The 20,344-nt window shown below is 66.4% G+C and carries 23 protein-coding genes; 14 read left to right on the forward strand and 9 right to left on the reverse strand.

What is annotated here, in order from left to right:
* The first annotated feature begins 151 nt into the window (after positions 1-151).
* From ABZ942_RS20100 to ABZ942_RS20125, 6 genes are read left to right on the forward strand one after another with little or no spacing between them, the layout of a single operon-like run.
* Positions 152-1,564, forward strand: a complete 1,413-nt coding sequence (locus ABZ942_RS20100; RefSeq protein WP_357384028.1) for a sensor histidine kinase — start codon at positions 152-154, stop codon at positions 1,562-1,564.
* Entirely contained in the window at positions 1,564-2,025 is a 462-nt protein-coding gene (locus ABZ942_RS20105) for a roadblock/LC7 domain-containing protein (RefSeq protein WP_357384030.1), read from the forward strand. The genes ABZ942_RS20100 and ABZ942_RS20105 overlap by 1 nt, the downstream gene beginning before the upstream one ends.
* Entirely contained in the window at positions 2,022-2,375 is a 354-nt protein-coding gene (locus ABZ942_RS20110; protein ID WP_357384032.1) for a DUF742 domain-containing protein, read from the forward strand. Before ABZ942_RS20105 ends, ABZ942_RS20110 begins: the two co-directional genes overlap by 4 nt.
* On the forward strand, positions 2,350-2,955 hold the full coding sequence (locus ABZ942_RS20115; protein WP_357384033.1) for an ATP/GTP-binding protein: 606 nt from the start codon (positions 2,350-2,352) through the stop codon (positions 2,953-2,955). The genes ABZ942_RS20110 and ABZ942_RS20115 overlap by 26 nt, the downstream gene beginning before the upstream one ends.
* Positions 2,952-4,193 carry a cytochrome P450 gene (locus tag ABZ942_RS20120; RefSeq protein ID WP_357384035.1) on the forward strand — a complete coding sequence of 414 codons (1,242 nt, stop codon included), beginning with the start codon at positions 2,952-2,954 and terminating at the stop codon, positions 4,191-4,193. Before ABZ942_RS20115 ends, ABZ942_RS20120 begins: the two co-directional genes overlap by 4 nt.
* A 10-nt stretch (positions 4,194-4,203) precedes the next feature.
* Positions 4,204-5,433, forward strand: coding sequence for a cytochrome P450 (locus tag ABZ942_RS20125; RefSeq protein ID WP_357384037.1), 1,230 nt, complete (start codon positions 4,204-4,206; stop codon positions 5,431-5,433).
* Positions 5,434-5,486: 53 nt separating this feature from the next.
* On the opposite strand, the gene ABZ942_RS20130 is transcribed toward ABZ942_RS20125, so the two are convergent.
* Positions 5,487-6,299 (reverse strand): SAM-dependent methyltransferase, encoded by an 813-nt coding sequence (locus ABZ942_RS20130; protein ID WP_357384039.1) that lies wholly within the window; start codon positions 6,297-6,299, stop codon positions 5,487-5,489.
* Between the two features lie 183 nt (positions 6,300-6,482).
* Here ABZ942_RS20130 and ABZ942_RS20135 point away from each other — a divergent pair, with 183 nt between their 5' ends.
* Positions 6,483-6,857, forward strand: a complete 375-nt coding sequence (locus ABZ942_RS20135) for a VOC family protein (RefSeq protein WP_357384041.1) — start codon at positions 6,483-6,485, stop codon at positions 6,855-6,857.
* Here the strand turns inward: ABZ942_RS20135 and ABZ942_RS20140 are convergent.
* Together ABZ942_RS20140 and ABZ942_RS20145 are read right to left on the reverse strand one after the other, a co-directional pair.
* Positions 6,844-7,962 (reverse strand): glutamate--cysteine ligase, encoded by a 1,119-nt coding sequence (locus ABZ942_RS20140; RefSeq protein WP_357384043.1) that lies wholly within the window; start codon positions 7,960-7,962, stop codon positions 6,844-6,846. The two genes, ABZ942_RS20135 and ABZ942_RS20140, sit on opposite strands and share 14 nt — an antisense overlap.
* A gap of 261 nt (positions 7,963-8,223) precedes the next feature.
* Entirely contained in the window at positions 8,224-9,189 is a 966-nt protein-coding gene (locus ABZ942_RS20145; RefSeq protein WP_357384045.1) for an AraC family transcriptional regulator, read from the reverse strand.
* 83 nt (positions 9,190-9,272) lie between these two features.
* On the opposite strand from ABZ942_RS20145, the gene ABZ942_RS20150 reads away from it, so the two are divergent.
* Positions 9,273-10,142 (forward strand): alpha/beta hydrolase, encoded by an 870-nt coding sequence (locus tag ABZ942_RS20150; protein ID WP_357384047.1) that lies wholly within the window; start codon positions 9,273-9,275, stop codon positions 10,140-10,142.
* Positions 10,143-10,224: 82 nt separating this feature from the next.
* Positions 10,225-11,799, forward strand: a complete 1,575-nt coding sequence (locus tag ABZ942_RS20155) for a Na+/H+ antiporter (protein ID WP_357384049.1) — start codon at positions 10,225-10,227, stop codon at positions 11,797-11,799.
* Here the strand turns inward: ABZ942_RS20155 and ABZ942_RS20160 are convergent.
* Positions 11,796-12,353 carry a dihydrofolate reductase family protein gene (locus tag ABZ942_RS20160; RefSeq protein WP_357384051.1) on the reverse strand — a complete coding sequence of 186 codons (558 nt, stop codon included), beginning with the start codon at positions 12,351-12,353 and terminating at the stop codon, positions 11,796-11,798. The genes ABZ942_RS20155 and ABZ942_RS20160 overlap by 4 nt on opposite strands.
* Positions 12,354-12,579: 226 nt before the next feature.
* Here ABZ942_RS20160 and ABZ942_RS20165 point away from each other — a divergent pair, with 226 nt between their 5' ends.
* The 5 genes from ABZ942_RS20165 to ABZ942_RS20185 all read left to right on the forward strand — a co-directional run bounded on the left by ABZ942_RS20165 (position 12,580) and on the right by ABZ942_RS20185 (position 16,977).
* Complete coding sequence (locus tag ABZ942_RS20165) at positions 12,580-13,860, forward strand: ABC transporter permease (RefSeq protein WP_357384565.1); 1,281 nt, start codon at positions 12,580-12,582, stop codon at positions 13,858-13,860.
* A 114-nt stretch (positions 13,861-13,974) separates the two neighbouring features.
* Positions 13,975-14,142 (forward strand): hypothetical protein, encoded by a 168-nt coding sequence (locus ABZ942_RS20170; protein ID WP_357384053.1) that lies wholly within the window; start codon positions 13,975-13,977, stop codon positions 14,140-14,142.
* Positions 14,143-14,225: 83 nt separating this feature from the next.
* Positions 14,226-14,615, forward strand: a complete 390-nt coding sequence (locus tag ABZ942_RS20175; RefSeq protein WP_357384055.1) for a hypothetical protein — start codon at positions 14,226-14,228, stop codon at positions 14,613-14,615.
* Positions 14,599-16,350, forward strand: a complete 1,752-nt coding sequence (locus ABZ942_RS20180) for a hypothetical protein (RefSeq protein WP_357384057.1) — start codon at positions 14,599-14,601, stop codon at positions 16,348-16,350. The genes ABZ942_RS20175 and ABZ942_RS20180 overlap by 17 nt, the downstream gene beginning before the upstream one ends.
* A 117-nt stretch (positions 16,351-16,467) precedes the next feature.
* Positions 16,468-16,977 (forward strand): PaaI family thioesterase, encoded by a 510-nt coding sequence (locus tag ABZ942_RS20185; protein WP_357384059.1) that lies wholly within the window; start codon positions 16,468-16,470, stop codon positions 16,975-16,977.
* A 63-nt stretch (positions 16,978-17,040) separates the two neighbouring features.
* Here ABZ942_RS20185 and ABZ942_RS20190 read toward each other — a convergent pair whose 3' ends face one another.
* Genes ABZ942_RS20190 through ABZ942_RS20210 form a run of 5 tightly spaced genes read right to left on the reverse strand, consistent with a single transcriptional unit; the run spans position 17,041 to position 20,337 of the window.
* Entirely contained in the window at positions 17,041-17,883 is an 843-nt protein-coding gene (locus ABZ942_RS20190) for an acyl-ACP desaturase (RefSeq protein WP_357384061.1), read from the reverse strand.
* Between the two features lie 16 nt (positions 17,884-17,899).
* On the reverse strand, positions 17,900-18,748 hold the full coding sequence (locus tag ABZ942_RS20195; protein WP_357384063.1) for a class I SAM-dependent methyltransferase: 849 nt from the start codon (positions 18,746-18,748) through the stop codon (positions 17,900-17,902).
* Positions 18,745-19,002, reverse strand: a complete 258-nt coding sequence (locus ABZ942_RS20200; protein ID WP_357384065.1) for an acyl carrier protein — start codon at positions 19,000-19,002, stop codon at positions 18,745-18,747. The genes ABZ942_RS20195 and ABZ942_RS20200 overlap by 4 nt, the downstream gene beginning before the upstream one ends.
* Entirely contained in the window at positions 18,999-19,544 is a 546-nt protein-coding gene (locus ABZ942_RS20205; RefSeq protein WP_357384067.1) for a PaaI family thioesterase, read from the reverse strand. Before ABZ942_RS20205 ends, ABZ942_RS20200 begins: the two co-directional genes overlap by 4 nt.
* A 4-nt stretch (positions 19,545-19,548) precedes the next feature.
* Positions 19,549-20,337, reverse strand: a complete 789-nt coding sequence (locus tag ABZ942_RS20210) for a ferritin-like domain-containing protein (RefSeq protein WP_357384069.1) — start codon at positions 20,335-20,337, stop codon at positions 19,549-19,551.
* Positions 20,338-20,344 lie beyond the last annotated feature (7 nt).

Consider the following 20,344-nt stretch of genomic DNA (forward strand, 5'->3'; position numbering starts at 1 on the left):
TCGGACACAATCTGTTGTTCGGCAGGTAGCCGGTCCCTCCCGACGTGGACCAGATCCGACCAGGGTGTGCTGGTCGGCGTCGCGAGGAAGGCGAGACGAAGCACATGACGGAGAGTCGATTCCTCGGCGCCAATCGACGACGAAAGAACTGATGAATCAAGATATCGCCGTGGTGCTTTCATGGATCCTCGCCGCTGCTCTCGTGATAGTGGCAGCGGTCGCGTTGTACGCAGTGCAATACGCGCGACAGCAGCGAGCCAGGGCCGAAGCACTCAGCAGAGAGCAACGAGCCGCGGAGGAAGCCGTCGAGCGCTTCGCGACTACCACGATGCCTTCGGTAGCCGAGGCGATCAGACGCTTCGACAGCCAGGCACCCACGGTCGAAGTGCCGCCGGGCCTGGAGAATTCGCGCACCGCGCAGGTATTGCGGTGGATCGCCGAGCGCTACGCCGACGACCTGAGTCTGCTGCGGTCCGAGACCAGGGACCAGACCAACCACGAGGCCCAGCAGGCGATGAAGACCGCCGAGGACAAGGTGCGCACCGAGGTGTCCACCGCGTCCAGGCAGGCGACCAGTGCGGCGGTGCGCTCGTTCGGCACGTCGGTGGTCAGTCTCGGCGCCGACGTCAGCCAGGTGGTCAGCGCCGCGTTGCGTGAGCACCGCAACGACGAGGTGTACGAAACCCTCACCCGCATCGACCACACCGTGCAGCAGATGATCCGCCAGGCGCAGTCCTACGTGATCGTCTGCGGCGGCCTGCCCGGCCGGCGCTGGCCCGCCCAGTCGCTCACCGACGTCATCGGTGGTGCGACCGGCCGCGTCCGCGACTACCTGCGGGTGCGCCCCGGCCAGCTGGACCGGGTGGTCATCAGCCGCGCCGTCGAGCCGCTGGTGCACACCTTGGCGACTCTGCTCGACAACGCGTTGCGCTATTCTCCGCCAACGTCTTTCGTGGATGTCTCCTTCCAGGAGGGCCACCACGGCGTCACCGTGATCATCGACGACGCGGGCGTGCGGATGAACGCCGAGCAGATGGAGGAGGCCAGGCAGGTGCTCGCGCACGAGCGCTCGGTCGACATCCACCAGCTCGGCCCGTCACCCAAGGTCGGCTTCCCCGGCATCGCCGCGCTGGCCCGCCGCTACGGCTTCACCGTCTATATCGACGGCCCGAACGTCTACGGCGGCATGCGCGCGATGGTCTACATCCCCGAGGCGCTGCTGATGACCCCGCAGCCCGAGCAGCAGGAGTTCGTGCCCGCGCGCGAGGTCGAGATCCCGGCCGAGCCGGCGCCCGCGTCGGCCACCACCACCGCCTCGCACCGGGCACCGGAGATCGAAGAGCCAAGTGAGAGTGAGCCATTCGCCGTGCACGAGATCACCAGCGGCGGCTTACCCAAACGACGCCGCCGGACCGTCGCGCTGGCCCCCGTCGGGCCGCGCACCGAGCCCGGCCTGGCCCGGCCCGACGTCGCCGCGGCCTGGCACACCGGTTCGCAGAGCGGCCGTGCAGCCGCCACCGAACAGTCCGATAACTCCGATCACACGGAAGGGATGACATCCTGATGGCCTCAGAGCGCTTGCAAGTCACGGATGTGCGAGGCCGCACTCCCGTGACCGACAGCAGTAACAAGCTGGGCTGGCTACTCGAAGATCTCAGCGTGCCGGGCGTCCGATTCTCGGTCCTGCTGTCCGAGGACGGCTTACGGATCGCGCATTCCGCGGGGATCGAACGCGACCAGGCGGAGCGTTTCTCCGCCGCCGCGTCGGGCCTGCGCTCGCTCGGCAAGGCGCTCGGCGAGTTCTGCGGCGACGCCGACAACGGTGTGCGGCAGAACATGACCGAGTACGACCAGGGCATGATCCTGATCACCGCCGCGGGTGACGGCGCGCTGCTCGGCGTCGCGACCACCCCCGAGATCGACGTCGCGCTCATCGCGCATCGGATGAACGAACTCGCCGGCCGGGTCGGGCACGAGCTGGGCAGCCAGCCGCGCAGGCGCGTTGATGGTGGCGAATTGCCATGACACCACGGGCCCGGCGTGATCCCGATTTGGTTCGGGCATATGTGCGCACCGGGGGACGCACCCGTCCCACTCGCGAGTTGGACCTGGTCACCTTGGTCCGTGCCGCAAAGGACCCGTCACCGGGTGCCGCGCCCGACGCACGCCGGGTCATCAAGCTCTGTAGCCGCCGAGGCACGCTGTCGATCGCCGAGATCGCCGCGTATCTCGATCTGCCGCCGTCCGTTGTCAAGATCATCGCGGCAGATCTGATGGACAACGGACATCTGGTTACGCCTACCCCGGCCGAGAACCTGCCGGAGATCGCTCTGCTCGAGGAGGTACTTAATGGGCTCCGTGCTCTCGCCGTCTGATCGTCCAGTCGACTATGTGCCGGAGACCGTTACTCGTTCCGTAAAGCTTTTAGTGGCAGGCAATTTCGGGGTGGGCAAGACCACCTTCGTGAGCAGCGTGTCGGAGATCAAGCCGCTGCGCACCGAGGAGACGATCACCGAGGCCAGCGTCGGCGTCGACGACATGGCCGGCCTGCCCGGCAAATCCCAGACGACCGTGGCGATGGACTTCGGCCGCATCACGCTGAACCCGCAACTGGCGCTGTACCTGTTCGGTACGCCGGGCCAGCAGCGGTTCGTCCCGCTGTGGGAGGAACTGGCTCGCGGCGCGCTCGGCGCGCTGGTGCTGGTCGACACCCGGCGCATCGAGAAATCCGACGAGGTGCTCTCGGTGCTCGAGGAGCGCGGTGTGCCGTACTCGGTAGCGGTCAACCAATTCGAAGGCTTCAAGAACTTTCCGCTGGGCGAGGTCCGCGACGCACTGGATTTAACGCCCGATACCCCGCTTACCTCCTTAGACGCGCGTGACCGGGGCACGTGCTTGCGATCCCTGATCACGCTTGTTGAATTCCTGTTCCATCGTCAGGAGTCACGACTTTGACCACGCCCCCGCGTTCCTGCCCGGTCCAGCACGGATCACCGATCGACACCGACGGCCCACGGGTGTCGCTGTACTCGGAGGAATTCGCCGCCGACCCGCACCTCGCCTACCGCGAGATGCGCCGCCAATACGGCTCATTGGTGCCGGTGAACCTCTCGCCGGACGTGCCCGCCACGCTGGTGATCGGATACCACACCGCGCTGCGCATCCTCAATGACCCCGAGCATTTCCCGGCCGACCCGCGCGTCTGGCAGAAGGGTGTGCCCGGCGAGTGCCCGATCCTGCCGATGCTGGAGTGGCGGCCGAACGCACTGCGCAGCGCGGGGCTCGATCACAGCAAGTACCGGCAGGCCAACGTGGCCGCCATCGCCGAGGTCGACCTGCACAGCCTGCACGCCACCGTCGAGCGGATCGCCATCCCGCTGATCAACGCGTTCTGTCAGGACGGCGCCGCGGACCTGATCAGCCAGTACGCCTTTCCGCTCACCTTCGCGGTGCTCAACGCCACGCTCGGCTGCTCGCCGGAGATCGGCCAGCAGGTCGCCACCGGCATGGCCGCGATCTTCGAGGGCGTGAACGCCGACAAGGGCAACGCGATGCTCACCGACGCGCTGTTCGATCTGGTCAACTCGAAGCGCAAAGAGCCCGGCGACGACATCACCTCGCGCTTGCTCGCCCATCCCGCCAAGCTCGACGACGTGGAGATGATCCACCAGCTCGTCACGTTGTACGGCGCGGGTATCGAGCCGCAGCAGAACCTGATCGTCAACACGTTGCTGCTGATGCTCACCGACGACCGGTTCGCCGGAAACGTTCTGGGCGGTAGTCTTTCGACGCGCGACGCGCTCGAGGAGGTGCTGTTCACCGACCCGCCGATGGCGAACTATTGCGTGTCCTACCCGAGGCAACCGATACTGATCGATGGGGTTTGGCTGCCTGCGCACCAGCCGGTCGTGATCAGCATGTCCGGCTGCAACAACGACCCGACCATCAGTGTCGGTGAGTACGTGGACAATCGATCGCATCTGGCATGGAGCGTCGGGCCGCACGCCTGCCCCGCCAGGTCGATGGCCTACCTGATTGTGCAGGACGCCATCGACCAGCTGCTGGATGCGTTGCCAGAGTTGGATCTTGCCGTCGCCGCTGGTGAATTGTCTTGGCGGCCAGGTCCTTTCCACCGAGCGCTGGTCTCCCTCCCGGTAGTGTTTCCGAAGTCACCACCGTTGAACGTGTTTTAAGGAGACCCCGATGGACACTGAGCCGCTAGTCCTAGACCCGACGGGCGCCGACATTCAAGGCGAATCCGCGCGCCTGCGGGAGCGTGGACCGGCCACCCTGGTGGAGCTGCCCGGCGGCGTGCGGGCCTGGTCGATCACCGACGCCGATCTGCTGAAGCGATTGCTCGTCGATCCGAAGGTGTCCAAGGATGCCAGACAACACTGGCCCGCCTTCGCCAAAGGTGAAGTGCCGCAGGACTGGCCGCTGTTCCTCTGGGTCGCGGTGAACAACATGTTCACCGCGTACGGCGCCGACCACCGGCGACTACGCAAGCTCGTCGCTCCGGCGTTCACCCACCGTCGCACCGAGGCGATGCGGCCACGAATCGACCGGATCGTCGAGCGGCTCATCGCCGAGCTCGCGGCGCTGCCCAAGGGCGAAGTGGTCGATCTGCGTGAGGGTTTCGCGTATCCGGTGCCGATCGAGGTCATCTCCGAACTGATGGGCGTGCCGGAGTCGTTGAACCCCGGCCTGCGCAAGTGCGTCGACGGCATCTTCGACACCGCCCTCAGCCCGGAGGAGTCGCAGGCCAACTACATGGAGATGTACCGCATCCTCGCGGAGTTGGTGGCCTACCGTCGCGAAAATCCCAGCGATGACATGACCAGCCTGCTGATCTCGCACCGCAGCGAGGACGACGGCTCCAAGCTCACCGAGCAGGAGCTCATCGACACGCTGCTGCTCGTCATCAGCGCCGGCCACGAGACCACGGTCAACCTGCTCGACCAGGCGATCTACGCGTTGCTCACCCGGCCGGAGCAGCGCGCGACGGTGCTCGAGGGCAAGGTCGGCTGGTCGGATCTGATCGAGGAGTCGCTACGCTTCGAGGCGCCGGTCGCGCACCTGCCGCTGCGATTCGCGGTCGATGACATCGAGATCGAGGGCGTGCGGATCGCCAAGGGCGAGCCGATTCTGCCCGCCTACGCCGCGGCCAACCGGGACCCGAAGGTGCACGGCGAGACCGCCGACGATTTCGACGTGACCCGAGTTACCAAGGACCACTTGGCCTTCGGCCACGGCGTGCACCACTGCCTCGGTGCGCCGCTGGCCCGGCTGGAGGCGGCGCTGGCACTGCCCGCCATCTTCGCGCGCTTCCCGAACATGCGGTTGGCGGCGGATCCGGCGGAGCTGGGGACCGTGGTCAGCTTCATCTCGAACGGTCACGGCAAGCTCCCGGTCATCCTGGAACCTGCTGAGTAGTAACAGTTTTCGAGCCAGGGGCGCCGCAATCGTGCGGCGCCCCTTTCGTATGTCTAGGCCTTGCGGGCCAATCCGCTGACGATGAGCTGCTCCCAGACGGTCAGTGCGCGGCCGGGTGTCGTCTCGTCCACGGCCGTCAGATCCGGCCGCCAGCTCGCGCAGGGCACGATGCCGGGTTCGAGGACGTCCAGGTCGCCGAAGAGCGCCGCGATCTCCTGGTCGGTGCGCCAGCGGCCGCGCCCGAACGTCGACTGGAGCGTCTGCTCGGCGGTGGCGGTCTCGCGGTTCTCGCCCGAGCGGAAGTGTGAGATGTACACCATGCTTCCGGCCGCCAGCTGCTCGGACCAGTAGCGCACCACCGCGGCCGGGTCCTCGTCGTCGTTGAGGTGGTGCAGGATGGCGCTGAAGATGATGGCGACGGGCTGGTCGAAATCGATCGTCTCGACGATCTCGCGGCGCTCCCGAATCGTGCGCGGGTCGCGCAGATCCGCCTGGAAGACGGTGGTATTGGTGTCGGTGGCCAGCAGCGCGCGGCCGTGCGCGAGCACGATGGGATCGTTGTCGATGTAGACCACCTTGGCGTCGGCGGTGTGGCGGCGCGCGACCTGATGCACGTTGTCGGCGGTGGGCAGGCCGCTGCCCAGGTCGATGAACTGCCGCATGCCGTCGCGGGCGAGATCGCGGACGGCGCGGATCAGCGCCTGCCGGTTGGTGGTGGCGATCGCGACCGAGCCGGGCAGGTTCTTCTTGAATTGGTCGCCGATCGTCCGGTCGACGGCGAAGTTGTCCTTGCCGCCGAGTAGGTAGTCGTACACCCGGGCGATACTCGGCTTGGATTGGTCGATCACGTGGGTCAGGTCGTTCATCTCGATTGCCCCCTCGTCTGCTGAACTGTGTCGCCTCCTATGTTAGGAGGCCGAGCGGGGGAGAGGGTGTCCTTCGGTATCGAATCGTATTTGACCACAACGCATTTCATCATTGCTGGAGCGACGTTTGACCGCCGTCGACGCCGGGTAGGCGACCAGGGTGCCGATGGAAGGAGATCTCTCATGACGTCAGACCGCCCTGTCGGGCGTTTGCGTAGCGTGGTGCTGGATTGTCCGGAGCCGCGCAAGCTCGCCGAGTTCTATATCGCCCTGCTCGGCCTCGAAATGACCGAGAACGAGGACGACACCTGGGTCGTCACCGTGGACGGCGACGGCAGGCGCATCGTCTTTCAAGCAGCGCCGCAGTACAAACCGCCGCGTTTCCCGGATCCCGGAGCTTCCCAGCAGATTCACTTCGATGTCTTGGTCGACGACATCGAGGAGGCGGAGCCTATGGCGCTCGCGCTCGGAGCAAAACTGGTGCAGCCCAACGATAGCGAGCAGTTCCGGGTCTACGCCGATCCGGTGGGGCACATATTCTGTCTCATGTGGTTGTAGTTGCGCGGCAGCCTGCCAAGGTGGCCGCCGCCAGCTCGGTCACGACATCGGTGACGTCGTGGTCGGCGCGAAAAGCGTTGAGCTGCCGCATCGCTCCGTTGCCGCGGGTCAGCACGGCGGCAACGGAGTCGGTGACGAGTTGCTGGTCGCCGAGCTCGTCGAGGGCCGGACCGACGTGGGCGATGAGCTCGGCGAGCAGGTCCTGCACCGGCATGATGCGTCCGTGTACCGGGTCGACGGCCTCGCCGTCGAGTCCGGTGCGGGCGGCTTTCCAGTATGCCGCGCGCAATACCTCGTCACTGACCGGCGGCGCGGTTATATTGTGCGCCAACGAGTTCTGTGCGGTCATCACCGTCGCGCGGACCAGGGTCGCGAGTAAGACCGTCTCCTCGACCGTCGCGGGCACGTCGCTGACCCGGATCTCCACTGTCGGAAAACTCGGTGACGGCCGCACATCCCAATAGACCATCTTCTTGTCCAGGATGCTGCTGCTCGCCAGCATCATCGCGACCATCGCATCGTATTCGGCGACCGACCCGAAATACGGTGGCGGACCGGCACTGGGCCAGCGCCGCCACAGAATGCTGCGCCAACTGGCGAAGCCCGTATCGATGCCGCGATAGATGGCCGAATTCGCGGTGAGCGCCAAGAACAGCGGCAACCACGGGCGCAGGAAATTACTGACCTGCAAGGCGGTTTCGCGATCGGGCACCGCCACGTGCACGTGACAGCCGCACAGCCCCTGCTCCTGCGCGAGCATGCCGAAGGCGGCCGCGATCCGTTGATAGCGGGGCGTATCGGTGATCGGGAACTTGTCCGGCACGGTCGGCGGAATGGCGACCGCGAGCAGCTGGGTGCCGTTCTTCTCCGCGCAGGCGGCGATTCCGCAGCGCAGGTCGCGCAATTCCGTGGCGAGTTCGGTGGCGTCGTTGTGTACGCCGGTGCTGGTTTCCACCTGGCATCGGGTGAGTTCTAGTTGGAGGTCGATGCCGAGTTCGGCCGCGGTCCGGGCGACCTCGACGTTTTTCGCGACTGGCGCACCGGTTTCGGGGTCGGCGAGGAGAAATTCCTCCTCGACACCGACGGTCGCAGTGGCTGCGTCCATGGGCTTCAGATTACCCGTCAGTCGAGGGTCGGCGGCCCGCGAGACAGCAAGGTCTCGCGGGCCGCCGCGCGCTAGGGGATGTTCGGACCGCCGGGTCAAATGCCGATTAGCTCGAGCACTGAACGAACCCAGTGGCTAACCATTCCGATAATCATCGGACTCTCCTTTCACCACCTCGGGGAACTGCGTCGTAAGCACCAGATTGCCGCAGTTCGGCGCACCCCAAACGGTGATCGCCCGGACGTCCACCGGACATCTCGTTCACCGCACTGTCAGCTTGCGCCAGCGTTGCGGTGCGTCACCGTAGCGGCGTTGAAAGGCGCGGCTGAACGCGGCGTTGGAGGTGTAGCCGATGTCGGCGGCGACGTGGGAGACCGGATCGGTGGTGGAGCGCAGCAGCTCGGCGGCGTGGTCGAGGCGGCGCTCGGTGACGTAGGCCGCCGGGGCGCGTCCGAGCAGGCGGGTGAAGCGTTCGGCGAAGGCGGAACGGGACATCCGGGCGTCCCTGGCCAGCGTCGTCACCGTCCATGGCTTGGTCGGATCCCGGTGGATGGCGGCAAGCACCGGTCCGAGCGCGGGATCCATCGCCGCCGTGAGCCAGCCCGGTTCGGCGTCGTGTCCGGCGAACCAAGCGCGCAGGGTGTGGATGAATAGCAGATCGAGCACCCGCGAAATCATGGCTGTGGCACCAGGATTCGGGCTGGTTACCTCGATGAGCAAGACCGGCAGGATGGCCGCGAGCCAGGGGCGGTGACTCGGGTCCGCCGGAATGTGGATCGCCCGGGGCAACACCGACAACAGCGGGGCCGCGATGGCCTCCTGCACCGCGAACGTTCCGGTGACCCAGCGAGGCGCCTCGGGATCGGCGAGCTCGGAGTCGAGGCGGAAGGTGTCCGAATCCCGCAGCGGCCGCGGCGTCGCGCCGGTGCCGGCGCTGAGCGAATGGGCATCGCCGCAGCCGAGTAACACCAGGTCGCCGGGGCCGAGCAGGATCGGCGGGTCGTCGCCGACGCGCAGCCGGATGGTGCCGCGCTCCACGATGTGCAGCAGCCGGATGCCGTCCGGGATGGTCACCTCGAACGGCGGCGGCGGGGCGAACCGGGCGACGGTGTCCCCGTGCAGTCGGACCGCCTCCAGGATCTCGGAGAAGGCGTCGAGGTCCTCGGACTGGCTGAACACGGTCGACGCTCCTGGAGTTTCGGCAAAGTATCTCGGCTTCTGAAGCATAGCTATTGACTGATTGTCCAGCTAACTTGGAGCTTGCTCGCCGCGAGAGTCCGTAGTTCCATCGTTGAGAGGGTCGAAAAACCATGCGCAACAACACATCTTGCGACAACACGAGCCGTACCGGTTCGGCGGGTCGCGGCCTGCGTGCCGCCGCGCTGACTGTCGCCGCGATCACGCTGGGCATGACCGCCTCGGCCTGCACCGCGTCCGCCGACAGCGAGCCGACGCCCGCGCCGAACGGGAACAAGCCCGCCGTCCTGCTGGTGCACGGCGCCTTCGCCGACGGGTCGAGCTGGAGCAAGGTGGCCGCGCAACTGCAACGCGACGGCTACCAGGTGACGACCGCGGCCGTGCCGCTGCGCGGGCTCACCTACGACGCCGCGTACATCCGCAGCGTGCTGGACGGGTTGCCCGGAAAGACGATCCTGGTCGGCCACTCCTACGGCGGCGCCGTGATCACCAACGCCGCGACGGGTTCGCCCAAGGCGGCCGGCCTGGTCTATGTGGCCGCGTTCTCCCCGGACCAGGGCGAGCCGGTCGGCGCGCTGGACGCGAAGTTCGGCGGGCCGGCCACCAAAATCGGTGTCCCGCACGAGTTCCCGCTGCCCGGCGGCGGGTCCGGTCAGGAGCTGACCATCGCGCCGGACAAGTTCCACGACAACTTCGCCCAGGACCTGCCGGAGAGCGAGACCACCGTGCTCGCCGCCGCGCAACGCCCGATCGCGGTGGCCTCGTTCATGGAGCCGAGCGGTGTCCCGGCCTGGAAGTCGCTGCCGAGCTGGGCGCTGGTGGCCAAGGACGATCACATGATCCCGGCCGACGGACAACGCGAAATGGCCAAGCGGATGAATGCGACCACCGTCGAGCAGTCGGGCAGCCACGCGGTCGCGTTGTCGCAGCCCAAGGCGGTCACGGATCTCATCGAGACCGCTGCGGGCAGCGTGCAGGGCTGAGCATGGGGCCGACCGGACACATCAGCGATTCTCAGGCTCGCGCAATGTTGCCTCTCAGCAAGTAGCGGCAGCCTGGGTTGGCGTGAGTCATCTGGAGTTGCCGTTTCTCGTGCTGTTCGGCACGATCCTCGCCCAGCCGATCGGGCGGCGGCTCGGCGTAGCCCCGGCCGTCTTGATGACGGTGTTCGGCTGCGTGCTCGCGTTGATCCCGGCGGTGCCTGATGTCCGGGTCGCGCCGGATCTGATTCTGCCGCTGCTGCTTCCGCCGCTGCTGTACGCGGCGGCCCGGCGCACCTCGTGGCGGACCTTCGCGCAGAACTGGAGTGCGATCGCGCTGCAGGCGGTCGGGTTGGTGGTGGCCACCGCGGCGGTGGTCGCGGTGGCGGTGCATCTGTGGGAGCCCGCGGTGCCGCTAGCCGTCGCGTTCGTGCTCGGCGCGCTGGTGGCGCCGCCGGACCCGGTGGCGGTCGGCGCGCTGGCCGGTCGGCTCGGGTTGCCGCGCCGGTTGGTCGCGGTGCTGGAGGGGGAGGGGCTGTTCAATGACGTCACCGCGATCGTGCTGTACGGGATCGCGGTGCAGGCGGTGGTCACCGGCGAGTTCTCCGCCATGTCGGCGGCGCTGGATTTCGTGGTGTCCGCGGTGGTCGGCGTTGCGGTCGGGTTGGTGTTCGGCTGGGGCGGCAGTTGGCTGATGCGCAGGCTGGACGAGGCGGCGTGGCAGGTGGCGTTGGGTCTGGCCTTGCCGTTCGCCGCCTATCGGTTGGCCGAGGCCTGGGGTGGTTCGGCGGTGCTCGCGGTACTGGTGTGCGCGCTGTATCTGACCGACGCCGCCACCGATTTCGGCGACAGTGACTATCGGCTGATCGGCGATTCGTTTTGGTCGATCATCGAAATGCTCGTCACCGGAATCGCTTTCGGCCTGATCGGCCTGGAACTGGCGACCGTGCTGCGTGACGTGGGGCCGGATTGGCCGCGCTTCCTCGGTGTTTCCGGTGCGGTGATCGGTGCTGTCGTGGGTGTTCGGCTGGTCTGGTTGATGGCGACCTGGGCGGTGTTCGGTCGTTGGTGGCGGCGTCGAGAAGCCGACGAGCCGTACACCTGGCGCGAGACCATGGTGACGTGGTGGGCGGGGCAGCGCGGCGTGGCCACGGTCGCGCTGGCCTTGGCCGTGCCGTTGACCACCGAGTCGGGCGCCGACTTCCCGTGGCGCAGCGGAATCCTGTTCACCGCCTTCGCTTTGGTGCTGTTCACCTTGCTGATCCAGGGGCCGACGCTGTCACTTGTGGTGCGCGCCACCGGAGTTCGCGTCGATACCGAAGCGGAGCGAAACATGGAGCGCCAGTTGTGGACCCGCATCCTGCGCGCGGAGCTCAGCCGTCTACAGGAGGTGGCGCACACCGAGAACCTGCCCGACGAGGTCTACGACCGAGTACACGTCGGCATCGAAAGACGGCTCGCCAGAGCCGATCCCGAAGCCGCCGACGACGCCAAGGCGGCGGCCGAGCGAAGCTTCCGGCTCAATCGCAAGCTCGACCGGATCAATCAGGAAATACTGACGGCTGGACGTGCCGAGGCGATGACCGCCCGGCGAGAACCCGGCGTGCCACCGGATCTGGTCGATCGAGTGATGCGCCGCCTCGATCTGCGCTCGCCCTAGTCCTTGCTCGGTCGGTACCGCACGTTGACGGCCATCGGTAGGCCGTCCGAACCGATCTCGTGCAGGTGGATCGGGACGCCGCCGGGATTGTCGTACAACCGGATGCCGTCGCCGAGCAGGACCGGTGCGATGTGCAGGTCGATCTCGTCGATGAGTCCCAGTTCGAGCAGCTGACGGCCGATCGTCGGTGAGAACACTTCGAGGTTTTTGCCGCCCGCCGCCGCGCGCGCGATCCGCACCGCTTCGGCGAGGTGGCAATTCAGGAAGGTGACCCGGTCGGCGGGTTGTGCGTCCTCGGGGTGGTGGGTGAGTACGAAGATCGGTCCGTGCCAGGCGCCGCCGTACGGGCGGTTGTCGCCGGCGGCGTCCCAACCCTTGCGGCCGCCGAGCACAGCGCCGGGGGTCTCGACATATTCGCCGATCAGTCCCGGGCGGAACGAGAAACCGGTCAACCAGTCGAGCTCGTTGTTCGGCCCGGCGACGAAGCCGTCCAGGGACATCGTGAAGTGCCAGAGCACCTTTCCGTCGGCGATCTGCGGCTCGGTGTCTCGCATTGGCTTCTCCCAAGAGCTGCTTGCAGTCTGCAATCGGTGGGATCACGGTAGGTCATCTGATTGCGTTTCGCAATTGGTTTGCTGACTTCGCCGTGGTCGGCCTACTTCGCATCCTCACAGCAAACAGCCCGGCGAAGCTCCCGAATCCGCGTCCGGTCTGCTGCTACCGTCCGAGACCGTGACTACGGACAGCGTGGATGCAGCTCGTTCGGACCGACGCCTCGGGCTGCGCCTGTGGCTCTTGCCGGTCGCCATTCTGGCCGTGTTCATGGCCCTGCTCGGCACGATGTATCTCGACTATGTGGTCGATCCGGAAGAGAACATGCACGATTTCCCCATCGCGCTGGTCAATCAGGATGTCGGCGACACGATCGGTGCGGCGGGGCAGGAGCGGCTGGTCAAATTCGGTGACGAGGTGACCGAGGGGCTGAAAAAGGCGGTGCCAGCGGACAAGATCGATCTGCAGGTGCTGCCCGTCAACGAGGCGTCGCTGCGGATGCAGGACAACAAGGTCTACGGCACCATCTTGATTCCGAGTGACTTCAGCAAACGATTGGGCATCCTCGGTGTCGGCAGCGTGGTTCCCGGTGACATCCAACGGCCGATCATCACGTTGCAGACCAATCCGCGCAGCGGTGCCTTCGTCACCGAGATCGTCACGCAGATCGGCACTCAGGCCCTGGACCAGGTGAACAAGCAGGTCGGCGCGCAGTTGACCGAGCAGGTGCAGGCACAACTGACGCCGCCGGGCAGACCGCCCGCACCTGAGCTGAGCGGCGCCACCCGGGTTGCCCTCGCCGAGCCGCTGCAGATCGTCACCCAACCGTTCCATCCGTTGCCCAGCGGCACCGGGCAAGGCCTGACGGCGTTCTTCTACGCACTGCTGCTTCTGCTGGCCGGTCTGGTCGGCTCGATGACCATCCACACGATGATCGACGCGCAACTCGGCTTCGTGCCCACCGAATACGGGCCGTGGTTCGTCCACTTCCCGCCGACACCCATCTCGCGGTTCCATACGTTGCTGATCAAGTGGGGGGTGATGGTGGTGACCGCGAATGTCGTTGCTGGCGTGTTCCTTCTCGTCGCGAAGGCGTTGGGCATGCCGATCGACCACCCGCTCGGACTGTTCCTCTACAGCGCGCTGGCCATCATCGCGGTCGGCGTCACGGGTCTGTCCGTGCTCGCGGCCGTCGGTTCGGCGGGCCTGCTGATCAACCTGATCCTGTTCATCATCCTCGGCCTGCCCTCCTCGGGCGGCACCGTGCCGATCGAGGCGACACCGAAATACTTCGGCTGGCTGGCCTCTTTCGAGCCGATGCACCAGGTCTTCCTCGGTGTCCGCGCGATCCTCTACTTCGACGCCAGCGGCCCGGCGGGCCTCAGTCGAGGCGTCTGGATGGCTGCCCTCGGCCTGGCCGTCGGCCTCGTCCTCGGGCTCGCGATCACCCGCTTCTACGACTACAAAGGCTTGCGCCGCACCGGAACCGGCCGCCCCGCAGCGGCATAGCTGACTCGAGGCGCCAGCCTTGTCCGTTCCGCCCGCAGCCAGCTGCAGTCGTTCGACAACACGCTGCTGCGCGCCGAATATCGCGGTCGCGCACCGGGATTCGGTGATTACGCGGTGATTCGAGCCGGTCTGCCCGCGATCTCGCTCGGCATCGCCGACGCGGCGCTGGCCGCGCTGATCGAGCACGCGCAGTCGCGGGCGATCCTCGACCGAGGTGCTCGCGGGCGAGATCGGCAGGCAGGTGCTCGGCGTGCCGGAACACGAGTAATCCGGATTCGCTAACAGCGGGGCGAAATTGCTCGATACTCGGTTGCCAGCGCTTGCGGCGAAAGGGTCGCGGCGGGTCGAGAGCTGGGAGTCGTCAGATGACCGCCGAACCGGTGAAGATCACGTTGTTCGACTTGGACCACGCCGATGTCCGGGATATCAGCCGCGAATTGGCCACGCAGTCACCGGGATTGACGCCGGAGGCGGTGCCGGGTAGCCGGTACGGCGAGCCGACCATGCTGGTGCTCGCCGTGGCCTTCGCGATTCCGACGATCCAGGCGCTGGCCGCGTGGGCGTTGAAGAATCGCCGCAAACAGCGGATCGAGTTGCGCGCCAAGGTGTTGTACTCCGACGGCAGCGAGGTGGACCGTTCGGCGATCATCTCGTTCAGTGAGAGCGAGGCGCCGGACGCGCAGGTGATCAAGCAGCTCATCGACGGTCTGGGCCTGCGGGGCTTGCCCGAGGGCGACGATGGCGCAAACCCGTAGCTGGACAGACCTTTCCAGCAACCTGACCCACCTCGGTGCCGTCCGGCTCGCCGACCACCTCGACGAGCTGTTGCATCCGGGCAAAGGCTCGCCGGACCTGACGCTCGGGTGCCTGCACGAGTTCACCCATCACTGGTGCTTTCACACGGCGGTCGGCTTCGCGATCACCGGGCTGCAGTACCGGATGGCGCAGGCCGCGCTGAGCGGCAACGAGCGGGCCGTGGATCGGATCCAGCGGGACGCGGTGGCCTATCAGACGGTGACCGCGGTGCTGCGGCCGCTGATCGAGGGATTGGCGCTGTTCGCCGAATTCGATGCGAATACCGTCCGCAGCACGGTGGTGACGGCGCCGATGCTGGCCGCGATCAACCTGTTCTCCGGGAAGGCGCCGCACATCCTCAGCCCCGCGGTGGATGGCAAGCTCGCGCCGATGATCGGTGATCGAGCCGCCACGTTGGCGATGTCGTTGCCGATCAGCGGGCACCTCAGGACGATTCGGGTCAGCGAGGCAGGTATCCGCCGCAAGGTGAATGTGCTCGCGACCAGTCTCGCCGACGACAGCGACGGCTACCTGCTCGGCTACCTGAGTGTCAAGAGCATGTGGCGCGACGTGCGTCGCCGCTGCGGGCGGCTCTACGCCGAAACAGATTTGGCACTCGCCTTGCTGCGCGGGTTCTTCTTCGAGGACCGGCGGCTCGTCGAAATCCTGCTCGGCACCGGCGAAAAGGACATGGGCAAGCTGGCCAACCTGATCGTCGGCCACCTCAACCGACGGGTGCGTGAACTGGCACATATCACCGAGGCCGATGTCGCAACGCTCGAAGACCTGATTCTGCATCACGAGCCGACGGATTCTGCGAAATGGGCTTCCCCGTTGCATGTTTCGTCTGCCCGCTGGCGAGCGGGTCAACGTGAGTATGCGACGTTGCTCGCGGAGCTGGACGCCGAGGCGGAACAGGCGGCCGGCAATGCCGACACGAAACTCGCCGCGGGGTTGCGCCAGGCGTTCGGTGTGCTGCTCGACCGTCGCCATATCGTGCGGCTCGGCACCGAGGATGTTCAGGTGACGGTTGCCAGGCGTGGCAAATACGTTGTGCGGCTCGGCAACTGCGTGCTACTGCGCGGGCGCGCGCCGCAGGCCTCGCCGCAATCTGGTCCCGGCACAGTGGAATTGGTATTCAGCGCGCTGTCCCCGGGCCTGCATCGGGCGGTCGTCGTACACGGCCCGGAGTCGGTGATCGATATCGTCGCACCGGGCATCGGTCCCGACAACGCCGAGGAAAGGGCGCTGTTGCGCACCCACGCGCAACCTGGCGAGCGGTATGTGGAGCTGTTCGAGCGGATGCGGCTCGTCGTCGACAGTGTCCTCGACGGAACGCCGCAGGCTGTCCTGCTCGCCGCTGTTCAGGAACAGCTCCCCGAGGTCGCCCGGAACCTCTACCTGGACAGCGGCCTCAACACAGTGCCCGATGACCGACTCGATGACGTGATGCGCACCCTCGATTCCGGCGGCGTGTACGCGCTGCTCGATTACGACCGCGATCTCCTCGAAGCATTGGTCATCCTCGGCGCAGTGGCCCCGCTCATGCCCTTTCGCGGCCAGCTGCTGGCCGAACTGACCCTGCACGGCTTCACCGACCCGGACACCATCCTGCGCAGGCTCACCGAGATCGAGCAGCGCACCGGCTTCGGCCTGGTCGACGCCGACGACACCAACGTCCTGGTGCACGTCTGACCGTCCTCTTGTTTCGATCACTCGATCGAAGCTGAATATGCAATGGCGGCAAGCCTGCTGGCGTTCACCGGACGCTGATCGAATGGCCTGGCATCGTTCGCCAGGGAGGAAGAGGCCATGACCAGCACCGAGACACATGCCAACGAGCCGGCCACGCACGCCAACGGCGCAGGCACACCGGCCGACGCCACCGTGGTGTCCCGAGTACACGAACTGACCACGGTTTTCGAGCGTGGACTGCAGGAGAACCTGGGCGTCGGCGCGTCGCTGGGGATCCGGCTGGAGACCGCGGGAGACGGCTACACGCGGTACTACCTCGACCCGAACCCGGCCACCATCAACGCCATGTTCACCGTGCACGGCGGCGTCATCGCGACCCTGATGGACACCGCGATGGGCAGCGCCGTGTTCACCAAACTCGGTGATGGCGTGGCCTATACGACGTTGGAGCTCAAGGTGAACTTCATCCGATCGGTCACCCTGGACGGCTCGCGACTCACCTGCGAGGCCAACGCGATTCACGTCGGCAGGCGGACCGCGACGGCCGAGGGACGGATTGTCGACGGCAACGGCAAACTGATCGCGCACGGGTCCACCACGATTCTGGTGCTGAACCCGGAGAAGTAGTCAACGCGAATGGCCCTGCTTCCGAATGAATTTCGGGAGCAGGGCCAATTCTGTGGCCGCCGATCAGCCGAGAGTGTGGCATTCCTCGATGAATCGCACCAATTCGTCCAAACGATCGGTGCGGGCGTCAACCGTACGGTCGATCACTTTCACGAGATGTTCATACGCCTCGGTGTGGTCATAGGACGCCACATCGGCGATCTTCAACGCCCACCGCCAATACCCACGCATGGTGTCGGCCAACGGCATCCGGAAGTTGGCGATCACGTCACGAATCGGCTCCACCGTCGCGTCGCCGTGCACCCGCAGATACCGGCCGACCATATCGGCCATGAAGCTGAAATGCCGGGCCTCGTCCCGCGACAGCCGCGCCAGCACCGACGCGAGCACGGGATCCTCGACCACGTCGCGCAGATGCTGGTAGTACATCTGCGTCGCCTTCTCCTGCACCAGCGCGTAGGCGAAGAACTGCACCGGATGGTCGTAGGGCAGGTCGAACGGCTTCTGCCCCTCGATCGCCAATTCCGCACGCAGCGAACTGCGTTCGGCGATACCGGACGCCTCCTGATAGCGGGTCAGTGCGCGCGAGTGCGTGTCCTCCTCCAACGCCCAGCGGACGGTGAAGTGGTACAGCTCGCGGTTGTGGATGAAGGCCTCCCGGCTGACCGTGTCGTCCACCGGGAAGTACCGGTGGTAGACCTCGAAATAGCCGGGCAGGTGGTCCTCGATGAGCGTGACGAACTGCACCGCCGACCGCTGGCCCTCGGTGAGCCTGCCCGCGTCGGCGCGGGACCAGTCGAACGCGGTCTCCACATCCCAGGCCCGCGACGAGGGGGAGGCGGCGAGGAAGCCGTCCACCGCCTCGGCCACCTCGCCGACCGGAATCAGTGTTGACTCGATATCCATGTGCCTCTCCTGACCGTCAGCGGGCGTTACGACACGTCAGCGCGTAATGCTTTGTCGTGTAACCCCATCCGGCGTTCGCGATTTCCAGGTAGTGCCGCAGCTTCGCGGCCAGACCCGGCCCGTGCGCGTCGATGCGCTCGGCGGACGCGTACACGTTGGCGATCCAGTCGTCGATAGTGCGCCGGTAGTGGTCGGTGAGATCGTCCACCGCGATGATGGCGAAGCCGGCGTCCTCGGCGGCCGTCACCAGATCCGACAGCGGCCGCAGCTCGCCCCAGCCGAAGATGTCCTCGCGCACGAACTCGGTGCCGACCTTGTTGTCGAAGGCGTTGTGCGACGCGGCATTCCGGAAGCAGCTCTCCGAGACATACAGCGTGCCACCCCGACGCAGCACCGCGCGGGCGCGGCGGAAGATCGCACCGAGATCGGGCATGTGCACGATCGAGCCGAGCAGGGTGACCGCGTCGAAGCTGCGTGGTGGCAGCTCGAGCCGCTCGAAATGCCCGACCCGGGTGTGTACCCGGTCGGCGACACCCCGCATGACCGCCTGTTCCGCGATGTACTCGTGCTGCCGCGGCGCCGGGCTGACACCCATTGCGTCACAACCGAATTCCTCGGCCATGAACAGGATCAGCGAACCCCAGCCGCAGCCGACATCCAGGAGCCGTTCGCCGCCGCGCAGCCCGAGCCGGTCGGCGACGAAGCGCAGCTTGTTGCGCTGGGCCTGCTCCAGGGTGTCGGTATCCGAGGTGTACAGCGCGGAGCTGTACTTGCGCAGAGGGTCGAGGAACTGGCCGAAGATATCCGGGTCCAGGTCGTAGTGCTGATTGGTGTCGGCGGTGACGGGCTGGTCGGTGACGGTCACGCCGCCGCCTCCTGCAACGCCCGATCCACGACCTTGACCACATCATTGAGGGTGGACAGCCCGAAGACGTCCTCGTCCTCGAGCTCGATGTCGTAGGTGCGCTCGATCTTGGCGACCATGCGCAGCACGCGCACCGAGTCGACGCCCGCCATGCCGCGCAGGTCGACGTCGGGCAGCAGGTCCGCCGCGGCGATGCCGGTCTCGGTGGCGGCGATCTCGGTGACGGTGCGCAGGGTGTCGGCGGGATTCGTCATGAGTGAACTCCATTCGTAGAGAAGGTATTCGCGGCGGAGAGCGCGTCGGAGAGCAGTGCGACCTCGTCGTCGCCCAGCGTGAGTTGGTGGCGCACATCGTCGAGCGCGAACCGTTGGTAGGCGGCGGTGGAGGTGGCGCAGACGGCGCCGTTGCCGTCGAGGATCTCGGCGCAGGCTTGGATCGGCCGATCCGGTGCCTGGTCGGACAGTGTTGCGATGCAGCGGTATTCGTGGTCCACGAGCAGTGGTGTGATGAAGCGGGTGCGCTGCGAGACCGTGAACGCGGGGTAGTTGCGCGCGAGCACGATCAGGTTGCCCATCACCTCGTCGCAGATCACGCCGATCAAACCGCCGTGCACGACACCGGGATATGACTCGAACTCGCGACCCAGCCGGAACCGCGCCTGCAGGCCGTCCGGGTGCGGGGTGAACGCCAACCGCAGGCCGGTCGGGTTGTGTGGCGAGCAGCCGAAGCAGTGGTAGTCGGGGATTACCGACCATGGCACCTCCACGGCGGTGTCGGGGGCGGTAGCGCGGTCCATCGCGCTAAGCGATCGTGTCGGCGAGTGCGCGGCGGACCTTGGCATTGCTGGACAGGTCCAGTCCCGTCATGTTGGCGAAGGTGCGACGCACCTTGTCGTGCAGCACATCCAGCTCGCCCTCGGCCGCGACCTCCTCGAGGAACAGGTCGAAGCCGGTGTCGATGGTCTCGTGCTCACCCATCTCGCTGATGCCGGCCTTGAAGGTGCTCACCGGATGCTTGATCTTGGCCTCGGAGCTGTACACGTACAGCGTCTCCAACACCGAGGGCAGCTCTTCCGGACGCTGCTCCAGTCGCTTGGTCGCGTAGTGGATGAACTCACGCGCATGCCCGGCCTCGTCGCGACTCGCGTTGAGCAGCAACCCCTTCAGCACCGGCTCCTGCACCCAACTGGCCACCGCACGGTAGATGTGGTTGACCGTGAGCTCGGAGATGATGTTGGTGGCCAGCGTCGCCGACGGCGTGCTGCCCGGTGCGTAGGGCTCGCGCATGGAGTCGACGACCTTGTCGTCCACGCTTTCGCCGATCGCGCCAAGCCAGGAACGAAACGCGTAGTGGTGCTGCACTTCTTGATAGCCCCACACCACCGCGAAGGTGGAGAAGTCGTAGTCGTCGACGAATTCGTTCATGAAGCCGTGCACGGCGGCGATGACGTTGGACTCGCCCATTGTCGCGCTCTTGGCCAGCGTGATGTACTCGGGACGGACCAGCGCGCGGTCGACGGCGTCGAGGTCCAGGTCGGCCAGCTGCCAATGCAGGCGCTCGTAATGGCGGAAGACTTCATAGCTGTGCACAGGTGAC

This window comes from Nocardia sp. NPDC046473 (assembly GCF_040645995.1).
GTDB lineage: Bacteria > Actinomycetota > Actinomycetes > Mycobacteriales > Mycobacteriaceae > Nocardia.